This is a genomic window from Solwaraspora sp. WMMA2056, from assembly GCF_030345095.1.
GTDB lineage: Bacteria > Actinomycetota > Actinomycetes > Mycobacteriales > Micromonosporaceae > Micromonospora_E.
On the sequence record NZ_CP128360.1, the window covers coordinates 5553434 to 5565477 of the forward strand.

Annotated in this window: 10 protein-coding genes; 6 read left to right on the forward strand and 4 right to left on the reverse strand. The window is 70.3% G+C overall.

Annotation, left to right across the window (positions count from 1 at the left end; genetic code table 11):
* Positions 1-9 precede the first annotated feature (9 nt).
* On the forward strand, positions 10-1683 hold the full coding sequence (locus O7608_RS25045) for a sensor histidine kinase (RefSeq protein ID WP_502959228.1): 1674 nt from the start codon (positions 10-12) through the stop codon (positions 1681-1683).
* Between the two features lie 18 nt (positions 1684-1701).
* On the opposite strand, the gene O7608_RS25050 is transcribed toward O7608_RS25045, so the two are convergent.
* Positions 1702-2340, reverse strand: coding sequence for a response regulator (locus tag O7608_RS25050; RefSeq protein WP_282226610.1), 639 nt, complete (start codon positions 2338-2340; stop codon positions 1702-1704).
* 137 nt (positions 2341-2477) lie between these two features.
* On the opposite strand from O7608_RS25050, the gene O7608_RS25055 reads away from it, so the two are divergent.
* A complete protein-coding gene (locus O7608_RS25055; RefSeq protein ID WP_421357101.1) occupies positions 2478-3455 on the forward strand; it encodes an Acg family FMN-binding oxidoreductase in 978 nt (325 codons plus the stop codon).
* Complete coding sequence (locus O7608_RS25060; protein WP_289206906.1) at positions 3452-4327, forward strand: universal stress protein; 876 nt, start codon at positions 3452-3454, stop codon at positions 4325-4327. The genes O7608_RS25055 and O7608_RS25060 overlap by 4 nt, the downstream gene beginning before the upstream one ends.
* Before the next feature lie 38 nt (positions 4328-4365).
* Here the strand turns inward: O7608_RS25060 and O7608_RS25065 are convergent, their stop codons facing one another.
* The 3 genes from O7608_RS25065 to O7608_RS25075 all read right to left on the reverse strand — a co-directional run bounded on the left by O7608_RS25065 (position 4366) and on the right by O7608_RS25075 (position 8003).
* Positions 4366-5469, reverse strand: a complete 1104-nt coding sequence (locus O7608_RS25065; RefSeq protein WP_289206907.1) for a baeRF2 domain-containing protein — start codon at positions 5467-5469, stop codon at positions 4366-4368.
* A gap of 129 nt (positions 5470-5598) precedes the next feature.
* Positions 5599-7632, reverse strand: a complete 2034-nt coding sequence (locus O7608_RS25070; protein ID WP_289206908.1) for an amylo-alpha-1,6-glucosidase — start codon at positions 7630-7632, stop codon at positions 5599-5601.
* Entirely contained in the window at positions 7629-8003 is a 375-nt protein-coding gene (locus tag O7608_RS25075) for an SCP2 sterol-binding domain-containing protein (protein ID WP_289206909.1), read from the reverse strand. The genes O7608_RS25070 and O7608_RS25075 overlap by 4 nt, the downstream gene beginning before the upstream one ends.
* Positions 8004-8413: 410 nt before the next feature.
* On the opposite strand from O7608_RS25075, the gene O7608_RS25080 reads away from it, so the two are divergent.
* The 3 genes from O7608_RS25080 (at position 8414) to hydA (ending at position 12044) form a co-directional block, all read left to right on the forward strand.
* Positions 8414-9484, forward strand: coding sequence for a lytic polysaccharide monooxygenase auxiliary activity family 9 protein (locus tag O7608_RS25080; RefSeq protein WP_289206910.1), 1071 nt, complete (start codon positions 8414-8416; stop codon positions 9482-9484).
* Between the two features lie 294 nt (positions 9485-9778).
* Positions 9779-10621 (forward strand): nitrilase-related carbon-nitrogen hydrolase, encoded by an 843-nt coding sequence (locus O7608_RS25085; RefSeq protein WP_289206911.1) that lies wholly within the window; start codon positions 9779-9781, stop codon positions 10619-10621.
* A gap of 16 nt (positions 10622-10637) precedes the next feature.
* On the forward strand, positions 10638-12044 hold the full coding sequence (gene hydA, locus O7608_RS25090) for a dihydropyrimidinase (protein WP_289206912.1): 1407 nt from the start codon (positions 10638-10640) through the stop codon (positions 12042-12044).

The window sequence follows — 12044 nt, forward strand, 5'->3', positions numbered from 1 at the left end:
TCGCTCGGTCTGACGCCGCTGTCGCGGGTCCGGTTGGACGAGCTGCTGCAGGAGATGCTCGACCGGGTCGGCGAGGTCGTCACCAGCCGGGAACGGCTGCGGGCGTTGCTCGACGCGGTCGTCGGCATCGGCAGCGACCTCGACCTGCACAGCACGCTGCGGCGCATCGTCGAGGCGGCGTGCGGGCTGGCCGGTGCCCGCTACGGCGCGCTCGGGGTGATCGGACCGGACCGCCAACTGGTCGACTTCATCACCCACGGCATAGACCCGGCCGCCCACGCCGCGATCGGCGACCTGCCGCACGGCCGAGGCGTGCTCGGCCTGCTCATCGACGACCCGGCACCGGTGCGGATGCCGGACATCACCACCCATCCCCGGTCGTACGGCTTCCCGGCGCACCACCCACCGATGCACAGCTTCCTCGGCGTCCCGCTGCGCATCCGCGACCAGGTCTTCGGCAACCTGTACCTGGCGGAGAAGCAGGGGGCGGCCGAGTTCACCGACGACGACGAGGAGATCGTGGTGGCGTTGGCTGCCGCGGCCGGCGTCGCCATCGAGAACGCCCGGCTCTACGAGCTGGCCAGCCGCCGGGAACGCTGGCTGGCGGCCACCGCCGAGATCACCGGCGTGCTGCTCGGCACGGTACGCCGTACCGACGCGCTCACCCTGGTGGCGCGGCGGGCCCGGGAGGTCGCCGAGGCGGAACTGGTACTGGTGCTGGTGAACGACGACGAGATCGGCCAGTTCATCGTGGAGGTCGTCGACTCCGCGCAGGGGGTGGTCCCGGGTCTGGTCGGCGCGACGCTGCCGGCCGGTGAGACGAGCTTCGCCGACGCGGTGGCCAGCGGTGAGCACCGGATGGTGGAGAGCCTGGCGAAGGCCGCGCCGTGGCCGGTGCCGGTCACCGCCGGCCCCGCCGTGGTGTCGCCGTTGACGGTGGCGGACACGATGCACGGCGTGCTGGTGGTGGCGCACCGCGCCGACGCCGACGTGCCGGCCGACGGCGAGCTGCCGCTGCTGGCCAGCTTTGCCGGGCAGGCGGCGTTGGCCATGGAGCGGGCCCGCGCCCAGGAGGAACGTGAGCTGCTGGTGGTGCTGGAGGACCGCGAGCGGATCGCCCGTGACCTGCACGACGTGGTGATCCAGCGGCTGTTCGCCACCGGGCTGCAGCTGCAGAGCGCGATGCCGTTGACCGGCCGGCCGGAGATCGGGCAACGGATCAACGCGGCGGTCGACGACCTGGACTCCACGATCCGCGACATCCGCCGGGCCATCTTCGAGCTGCGTACGCCGATGAGCGCCACACTGCGGACCGAGCTGCGGGAGGCGGTCGACCTGGCCGCCGACGGCCTCGGGTTCCGGCCCGCCCTGGAGTTGTCCGGCCCGGTGGACAGCGCTGTGCCGGATCCGGTCCGTCCGGACCTGTTGGCGGTGCTGCGGGAGGCGCTGTCGAACGTGGTGCGCCACGCCCGGGCCAGCCGGGTCCTGGTGCAGGTACGGGTCCTCGACGGCCACGTCGAACTGACGGTGGCCGACGACGGCGTCGGGGTCGACCCGGCGGCCGCCCGGGGCGGGCTGGTGAACATGCGTCAGCGCGCCGAGCAGCACGGTGGGACGTTCACCATCGCCACGGCGGACCCCCGGGGCACGCTCCTGACCTGGACGGTCCCGCTGCGGGACTGACCTTGCGGGCTGGGCTGCTCAGTGCCGGGGGCCGAGCAGCCGGGTGGCGAGGACCGCCGCCTGGGTCCGCCGCTCCAGGCCGAGCTTGGCCAGCAGGCTGGAGACGTAGTTCTTGACGGTCTTCTCGGCCAGGAACATCTTGCCGGCGATCTCCCGGTTGGTCAGCCCTTCGGCGACGTACTCCAGGATCCGACGTTCCTGCTCGGTGAGGGACTTCAGCTCGTGCGGCTCCTCGACGCCGCTGCGGATCCGCTCCAGCACCCGGCGGGTGACCGCCGGGTCGAGCAGCGACTGGCCGGCGGCGACCCGCCGCACCGCGTCGACCAGGTCGGTGCCGCGGATCTGCTTGAGCACGTAGCCGGCGGCACCGGCCATGATCGCGGCGAACAGTGCCTCGTCGTCCTCGTACGAGGTGAGGATGAGCCCGTTGATCGAGGAGTCGACGGCCCGGATGTCGCGGCAGACGTCGATGCCGTTGCCGTCAGGTAGCCGGGCGTCGAGGATCGCCACGTCGGGACGCAACGCCGGGATCCGCCGACTCGCTTCCTGGGCGGAGCCGGACTCGCCGATCACTTCGATGTCACCGCTGCTCTGCAGCAGGTCGGCGAGGCCACGGCGGACCACTTCGTGGTCGTCGAGCAGAAACACGCGGATCATCCCCCGTTTCTACCCGGTTGCGCACCCGGTTGCCAGGGTCCAAGGTCCCGCGTGGCGGGGTCCGGCGGGGCGGGGGGCCCATGAATCCGGGACATCCGACCCTGCCGCCGCCGGTGGGCAGGGCGGATCGTGTAGGCATGTTGACCACCACGTTCACCCTGGACCAGCTCCGCACCGCGGTGACCGCGGCGGTCCGCGCCCCGTCGCTGCACAACTACCAGCCGTGGCGGTTCCGGTTGGCCGACGGCGCGATCGAGGTACGGCTCGACCGGAGCCGGCTGCTGCCGGCCTGCGACCCGACCGGCTGGGCGGCCCGGATCGGCTGCGGTGCCGCCCTGTACAACCTGCGGCTGGCGCTGGCGGTCGGCGGCACGCCCGCGCAGGTCCGGCTGCGGCCGGAGCCGGCCGACCCGCATCTGCTGGCCCGGCTGGTGCCGGCGGCCCCGCACGCCGCCACCCCCACCGAGTGCCGGCTGCACGCGGCGATCCCCCGCCGGCACAGCAACCGGCTGCCGTTCCGGCCCGATCCGGTGCCGCCGCCGATCCGGCAACGGCTCATCGACGCCGCCCGAGCCGAGGACGGCTGGCTGGAGCTGGTGATCGGCTCGACCGCAGTCGGCGCGATCGCGGAGATCGCGATGAGCGCCCACCGGGTGCTCGACCGGGACCCCGCCTACCAGGCCGAGGTGGCCCGGCTGACCCGGCACTACCCCGCGCCGGACGGGGTGCCGGCGATCTCCGGTGGGCCGGTCGCCGAACCACAGGACCTGCTGCCGCAGCGGCCGTTCGGTGACTGGCTGCGGGTACCGGGGCGCGACTTCGAGTCGGAGCCGCTGGTGGCCGTGCTCGGCGCAGCCGGCAACACGCCCAGCGACCAGCTCATCGCCGGGCAGGCGTTGCAGCGGGTGCTGTTGACGGTGACCGACGCCGGTCTGGCCGCGTCGATGCTGTCCCAGCCGATCGAGGTGGCCCAGGCACGGGAGCAGCTCCGCCTGGCGCTGGGCCGGTTCGGTTCCCCGCAGATGGTCATCCGGATCGGATACGGTCAGCCAGGTCGACCGACGCCGCGTCGGGACACGACCGACGTGATCGACACGGTCCTGGAGGAAACATGACTGACCCGATCGTCGTGGGTGTCGACGGTTCGCCAGCGAGTCTGTGCGCGGCCCGGCACGCCGCCGGCGCCGCGGCACGCGGCGACGCGCCGCTGGTGCTGGTGCACGGATACCTGCACGCCTTCGGGTACGGGATCCCGATCAACCCCTACGACGGGGAGCTACCGGGCCCGAACGAGGAAGGTGAGCGGATGCTGGCCGAGACCGCGGCGCAGCTGCGGGCGCAGTGGCCGGGGCTGATGGTCGAGACCCGGCAGGTCGCCGCTGGCGGGGCACCCACCCTGATCGAGGAGTCGCGGCACGCGGAGCTGGTGGTGGTCGGCAGCCGCGGTCTCGGCGGGTTCACCGGGCTGCTGCTCGGCTCGGTCAGCTCCCAGGTGGCCGGGCATGCGCACTGCCCGGTGCTGGTGGTCCGTCCACCGGACGCGCCGGACGACACCGACCGGCCGGTGCTGGTCGGCGTCGACGGGTCGGCGCACGCCGAAACCGCCCTGTTCATCGCCGCCGACGAGGCCGTCGCGCGAGGCGTCGACCTGACGCTGCTGCACGTGTGGTGGCCGAACTCGATGCGCGACAGCGGCGAGTTCCCCGCACCGGCGCAGGCCGCCCGGGCCGAGGCCGACGAGGTTCTCGAGGAGGCCGCGGCGGCGGTCCGCCGCCGCCACCCGGACCTGGCAGCGGAGAAACGTCCGTTGGAGGGGGTGGAGGCAGACGCGGTGATGGTGGAGGCCAGCCGGACAGCCGGCCTGGTCGTGGTCGGTTCCCGTGGTCGGGGCGGGTTCACCGGGCTGCTGCTCGGATCGGTGAGTCAGACGCTGGTGCACCACGCACACTGCCCGGTGCTGGTGGCCCGCCCACATTCGCACCGCTGACCGGCCCGCCAGCCGGGTCGAACGTCCCTGCCGCCCGGTCAGACGGTGTAACGCAGGATCGCACCGACGCCGTCGGGCACCTGGTCGGCGAGCTTGTCCGGCACCACCACCAGCCGGGTTCCGCCGGCGAGGGCGGCCCGCACGGCGGCATCACCCAGCGGCACCTCGACGGGATCCGTCACGCCGAAAACGGCCACCGCGCCGACCGTGGCACCGACCTGGTCGGGCTGCGGTCCGGCGTACGCCGAACGGGTTGTCAGCTGCGGGTCGTCGACCAGCAGCAGGGTGTCGACCTGCCGGCGGGCGAGCGTCGCGAGCGTGTCCGACGCCCCAGCGGCGGCCCGGTCAGCCTGGCCGATCTCCCGCCAGTACGCCGCGACGGCGGCGGCCACGTCCGCGTCGGCGATGCCCTCCACCACGTCGACGGCCTGTTCGACCGCCGCGTCGGTGGTGTCGTAGGCGCCCTGCACCTCGTGCAGCAGTTCGGCGACCCGGGTCGGCGACTTGTCCCGTAGGAACTGCACCGCCCGGACGTCCCCGGTGACCACGACCGCCCGGGGTCGGACCTCGTCGACCAGTTCGGCGAGCCGCTCGGCCACCAGCGTCGCGTTGGCCTCCCAGCGGTCCTCGGCCCGCTGCTGGTACCGCCGCTGGGACCAGCCGCCCGGATGCGACCGGGTAATGTGCAACGTCTCCCCGGCGACCGACTCGGTCACCTCCACACCGTCCGGCTGCAGGGCGACGATCTCGGCGCCGACCCGGTCGGTCGCCACCACCAGAACGGGTAGCTGCCGCTGCTGCCAGCGCAACAGGGGCAACAGGTGCGGGATCGCACCGTAGCTGGCGATCTCCCGCTCCGGCGGTTCCGGCAGCTGACGCACCAGCCGCACCCGCTCTGCGTCGGCGATCACCACCAGGGTGTCCCCGTCGGCGTAGGCCCGGTTCGTCAGCCCGCCGATCACGTCGAGCAGTTCGCCAGGCGCCCCCGCCTCGGCCAGCCGTTGGCGGGCCGCCCGCCAGCGCAGCTGGACCTGCTCGCCGGTGTCCGGGGCCCGGCCGCTGGTGTCCAGGTAGAGCGACACGAACGGGCCGGGGACGGTGGCCAGGTCGGCGAGGGTGGTACGGGGCGTGGTCGAAGTCACCGTAGGTCCTTCCTTGGTCGTCGGCAGGTCGTCCCTTTGCGGTACCCGGTAGCCGCTGCGGATACTCCACCCGGCGTCGCCGGTGCCCTGCCTCGGGTTGACCTACCGGAGTCGGCTGCATGCGACGGATCAGTGCCCACGGCCGAACACGTCGACCAGCCCCCACCGACCGGGGATGTCCAGCAGCTCGATCCGGCCGATGCCGCGCGGCAGGTGCGGGCGGACGATCAGATGCTCGCCCTTCGGGTCGAGACCGAGCATGGAACACAGGAACATCAACACCGCCCCGGCCGACCAGGAGTGCGGGCTGCACGCAGCCGCCAGCTGAACCGGATACTTGGTCAACTTCCGGTCGTAGCCCGCGAACGCGCTGGGCAGGCGGCCGTCGAAGAACTCCGAAGCATCGATGATGGCACCCGCTACCCGGGCGGCTTCCTGATGGAAGCCGTACTGACGCATGCCGTGGGCGATGAGGGCGTTGTCGAACGGCCAGATCGCCCCGGTGTGGAAGCCGACCGGGCTGTACCGCCCGTCGCCCTCGGCAAGGGTACGGATGCCCCAGCCGGTGAAGAGCCGCTCGCTCATCAGATGTTTGACGACGTGCCGAGCCTTGTCCGGGTCGACGATACCGCTCCACAGCAGGTGCCCCATGTTCGAGGCGCAGGCGTCGACGTGGTTGCCATCGGCGTCCACGCCAAGCGCGTAGTAGCGGCCGTCGCGGATCCAGAACCTCTGGTTGAACCGGCGCTTGAGCTCGGCGGCCTGGGCTTCGAGCTCGGCGGCGTACGCCGGATCGTTCCACACCTCACGGGCCAACCGGGCACCGCGACGTTTGGCGTCGTAGGCATAACCCTGGAGCTCGCAAGTAGCCCGGGGGCCGACCGGTATCCGACCATCGCGGTAGGAAATGGCATCGGGCGTGTCTTTCCAGCACTGGTTCTCCACGCCAAGTCGGTCGTTGCGTCTGGCGTACCAGAGGTAGCCGTCGCCCATGATGTCGCCGTACTCGTCGATCCACCGCAACGCCCGTCGGGTGTGGAACTCGAGCTCCTGGGCGATCGAGGTATCTCCGGTCCATCTGTCGTACGCGTCGAGCAGGATGACGAACAGCGGCGTCGTGTCGGCCGCACCGTAGTAGGGGCAGGCGGCGATCTCCCCGAACCCGGCTCGCTCTCCGAACCGGAACTCCTGGAGGATCTTGCCGGGTTCCTCCTCGGCGAAGTCGTCGAGCCGGGTTCCCTGCGCGTCCGCGAGAAAGTGCAGGACGTTCGGCACCATCGACGGGATGAACGGCAGTAGCTGCAGGCAGGTTACGATGCTGTCCCGACCCTGCAGTCCCATCATCCGGGGCAGTCCGGCGGAGAACTGCTGTTCCCCACGCAGGTTCCCGGTAAAACGCAGTGCCGCCAGATCGGTGAGACTGCGGCGGTACGCCTGGTCGAGTGGGGCCGAGTCACAGCTCAGGGTGGGGGCGGCGGCGAGCCACTCGGCCAGCACCCGGCTCGCATCCACCATGCCCGGGGCGTCGAAGTTTGGCGCGGTCACCCGGATGTCCCGCCCATGGATGCCGCGCACCCAGTAGATCAGCTGCAGGACGGTCTCCCACGATCCGTGCGGCCCGACGCTGATGTCGAACGTCATCCCGTGGTCGTCAATCGCCGCCTCAGCGCTGCTGGTGATCACCACTTCACGGCACTGATTCTCCCGGGTGTAGTACATGTGCAGGGTGTCCTGCTCGACAGCGGTGGATATCTTCCCTTTCTTGCGCACGTTGGCGTACTCGGTGGAGTCTGCGAAGTCGGTGGCGATGTCGAGCCGGACCCGTAGGTCGACCGCGACTTCCTGGTGGTTGAGCACGGTCAGCTGCTCCACGAAGGCGCCACCACCGAGGCGACGCTGGCGGATCACCGACATGCTCGCGTCGACGTAGTGGGTCGGCTCGCCCGGAACAAGGAAGTAGCGCGATTCGAAGTACTGAAGGTCGTCAACGGACAGCACGGAGAGGCGTTCGCCGTTGACGGTGAGATTCCAGACGGACAGGTAGCGCATGTCGAAACCGAACAGCCCGGTAGGCATATCCGTCGAGGGCGACACGTCACCGCGCTCGTCGCTGACCATGAACAGGTTGCCTTCGAGGATGCTGGTGTACTTGAGGTTCGTCACCTGGCTTCCTTCCAACCCTCCGCCAGCTGCCGCGGATGCCGGGCACCCACCGTGTCGGGCAGCAGCCAGTTGAACATCGGCAGCAACGCGATCACGCCCTCCAGGGTGAGCCCGAAGCGGATGAATGCGGGGAAGAGTCGTTCCTTCCCGCACAGGATCTGTTCGAACAGCACGCTGTCGATGGCGACGACGCAATCCGCATCGGCACCGGACTGTTCGGCCCGCACGCGGCCCGCCGCGAAACGCAGCAGCCACTGCTCAGTGTGATCGCGGTACCGCACGTCGAAGCGCAGCGAGCCGTCGACTGCTGGGGGCAACCGAGGATCGCGTTCGTGGACGCTGGCGAAGAAGGCCTCCGTGGTCGCTGACAACCCGCCACCTCCCTCGCCTGCCACCTCCCTCGCCTGCTACTGGACGAGTCTGCCGCCAGGCCGGACGCGACATTGCCGATTGCGTCGGCAATCACCCGTCAGGGTGTTTGACGACGCCGTGGGCAGCTCACGCGGGTCCGCGCCGCCGACGCGGACCGCGGTCGGCAGACCCGCCGCCCTCATCGGCGATCCCCGCGCAGCCCCCACACACCACCGTGTATTGACTTTCGTTGATTTGAGCGTGATTCTTAGGTAGGACAGCTTCGGGAGCCGGCAGCCACGCGGGAGCAGGGCAACTCTCCGCAGGACCGTGACGCGCAGCGCACATTCGTGCGCGCTCGCGGGCGACGATCCGTGCTTTCGCTACCGCGCCCCGTACCGGCGCGCACCAACCGAGGTTGGAGTCTGTAATGCCCACACTCACCACCACCGGCCGGCGACCACTCGCGCTGTACGCCCTGGTCGTTGCCGTCGCCGCCGGGCTGCTGCTGACCACCGCACTGGCCAATGTCGCCTCGGCCCATGGATCAGTGCTCGATCCGGCCTCCCGCAACTACGGATGTCTCGACCGCTGGGGCGGGAACCACATGGCACCGGAGATGGCCACCGAGGATCCCATGTGCTATCAGGCATGGCAGGCCAACGCTGCCGCCATGTGGAACTGGAACGGCCTCTACCGCGAAGGCGTCGGCGGCAACCACCAGGGCGCCATCCCAAACGGCCAGCTCTGCAGCGGTGGACGCACCGAGGGCGGCCGCTACAACGCCATGGACGCCATCGGCAACTGGCGGGCCAAGTCAATCAGCAACTCGTTCAGCGTCCGATTGTTCGATCAAGCCAGCCACGGTGCCGACTACATCCGGGTGTACGTGACCCGGCAGGGCTTCAACCCGATCAGCCAGGCACTCGGCTGGGGCAATCTGGAGCTCGTCGCCCAGATCGGCAACACGCCGGCGTCGCAGTGGCAGAGCGTGCCCAGCGGGGTGCAGATCGACATCCCGGCGACCGCGCCGGGGCGCACCGGCCGACACATGGTCTACACCATCTGGCAGGCCAGCCATATGGACCAGTCCTACTACTTCTGCAGCGACGTGAACTTCGGCGGCAGCAACCCGCCGCCCACCACCGCACCTCCGACCACGCCGCCGCCCACCACGGCCCCGCCGACCACGCCGCCGCCCGGCTCGGCCGGCTGCACCGCGTCCTACAGCGTCGCCTCGACCTGGTCCGGCGGCTTCCAGGGTGAGGTCCGGGTGACCGCCGGCTCCTCGGCGATCAGCGGCTGGACGGTGACCCTGGCCTACCCGAGCGGGCAGACCGTGCAGCAGGCGTGGAACGCCACGGTCTCGGCCAGCGGGTCGACGGTGACCGCCCGTAACGTCGCCTACAACGGCAGCCTCGGCGCCGGTGCCAGCACCAGCTTCGGGTTCATCGGCTCGTCGTCCGGCGGCACCCCGTCGGTGACCTGCAGCGCCTCCTGACGGCGTACCGGCCACGCAAACACCCGACCGGGGCGGTGTCGCGACTCGCGACACCGCCCCGGTCGTCATGTCCGGCCCGCCACAGATCGACTCTCGTCGATAGTGGTCGACCACATAACACATTCGAAACAAGCGGTAACACGGACATGATTGTCAGCCATTGCCGGCGTGGTTACAGTCGTACCTTCTCGCCAGCCGGGAAGCGCAGCTCACGGCCGGCGGGCCGGGTCAGCCATGCTGTCCGCCAGTGGATCGACGGTGCCGGGAAACCGCCGCCGCAGAAGGGATCCGCCCATGTCAGGAGTCGTCCGCGCCGCCATCGTCCAGACCGCCTGGACCGGCGACAAGGAATCCATGATCAAAGCCCACGAGGAGTACGTGCGGCAGGCGGCCGCCGCCGGCGCGAAGATCATCTGCTTCCAGGAGCTGTTCTACGGGCCGTACTTCTGCCAGGTGCAGGAGAGCGAGTACTACGCGTACGCCGAGTCGATCCCCGGGCCGACCACCGAACGCTTCGCCGCCCTGGCCGCCGAGCACGGCATGGTGATGGTGCTTCCGATGTACGAACGGGAGCAGGCCGGCATCCTCTACAACACCGCCGCGGTGATCGACGCCGACGGCAGCTACCTGGGCAAGTTCCGCAAGACCCACATCCCCAACGTCAAGGGCTTCTGGGAGAAGTTCTACTTCCGCCCCGGCAACCTCGGCTACCCGGTCTTCGACACCGCCGTCGGCCGCATCGGTGTCTACATCTGCTACGACCGGCACTTCCCGGAAGGCTGGCGGGCGCTCGGCCTGGCCGGCGCACAGATCGTGTTCAACCCGTCGGCGACCAGCCGCAGCCTCTCGTCGTACCTGTGGAAGCTGGAACAGCCGGCGGCGGCGGTGGCCAACGAGTACTTCATCGCCGCGATCAACCGGGTCGGCGTCGAGGCCTCCTACGGCGACAACGACTTCTACGGCACCTCCTACTTCGTCGACCCGGAAGGCAAGTTCGTCGGCGACACCGGGGACCCGTACCAGCCAGAGTTGATCGTCCGCGACCTCGACCTCGGGCTGATCGAGACAGTCCGCAACCGCTGGGCGTTCTACCGCGACCGCCGCCCGGACGCCTACGGCGACCTGGTCCAACCCTGAGCCGGCGGAGGAAGCCATGAGTCTGCTGATCACCGGCGGCACCGTCGTCGGACCGACCGGACCGTACGCCGCCGACGTGCTCGTCGACGGCGAGACGATCGCCGCGATCTTCGCCCCCGGCACCGGACCGACCGACGGGGTCGAGGTCCTCGACGCGGCCGGCAAGTACGTCATCCCCGGCGGCGTCGACGTGCACACCCACATGGAGCTGCCGTTCGGCGGCACGTTCGCCAGCGACACCTTCGACACCGGCACGAAGGCCGCCGCCTTCGGCGGCACCACCACGATCATCGACTTCGCGGTGCAGCGGGCCGGTGAGGTGGTCGGCGACGGGCTGGCCGCCTGGCACGCCAAGGCGCAGGGCAACTGCCACGTCGACTACGGCTTCCACATGATCATCGGCGGGGTTGACGACGAGTCACTCAAGGCGATGGACTCGCTCGTGGCCACCGAGGGCATCACCAGCTTCAAGCTGTTCATGGCGTACCCCGGGGTGTTCTACAGCGACGACGGCCAGATCCTGCGGGCGATGCAGAAGGCCCGCGACAACGGCGCCATGATCATGATGCACGCCGAGAACGGCATCGCCATCGACGTGCTCATCGGCCAGGCGCTGGCCCGGGGCGAAACCGACCCGATCCACCACGGGCTGACCCGCCCGGCCGCGTTGGAGGCCGAAGCGACCAGCCGGGCCATCGCCCTGGCCGGGGTCGCCGCCGACTGCCCGCTCTACATCGTGCACCTGTCCGCCAGCGAAGCACTCGCCGCCGTCGCGACCGCCCGCGACGCCGGCCGCAACGTCTTCGCCGAAACCTGCCCGCAGTACCTCTACCTCACCCTGGAGGACCAGCTCGGCGCGCCCGGCTTCGAAGGCGCCAAGTGGGTCTGCTCCACCCCGCTGCGCAGCAGGCACGAACCCCACCGCGCCGACCTGTGGCGCGGGCTGCGCACCAACGACCTGGCGGTGGTCTCCACCGACCACTGCCCGTTCTGCTTCAAGGACCAGAAGGAACTCGGCCTCGGCGACTTCTCCAAGATCCCCAACGGGATCGGCGGCGTCGAACACCGGGTCGACCTGGTCTACCAGGGCGTCGTCGACGGCAAACTGTCGCTGGCCCGCTGGGTGGAGACGATCGCCACCACGCCGGCCCGGATGTTCGGCCTCTACCCGCGTAAGGGCGTCATCGCCCCCGGCTCCGACGCCGACATCGTCGTCTACGACCCGGCCGGGCGGACCACCATCTCGGCGGCCACCCACCACATGAACATGGACCACTCGGCGTACGAAGGCTTCGAGATCACCGGCAAGGTCGACACCGTGCTGTCCCGGGGCACCGTCCTGGTCACCGGCGACGGTACGTACCACGGACGCGCCGGCCACGGCCGCTACCTGCGCCGTGGCCTGTCGGACTACCTGCTCTGA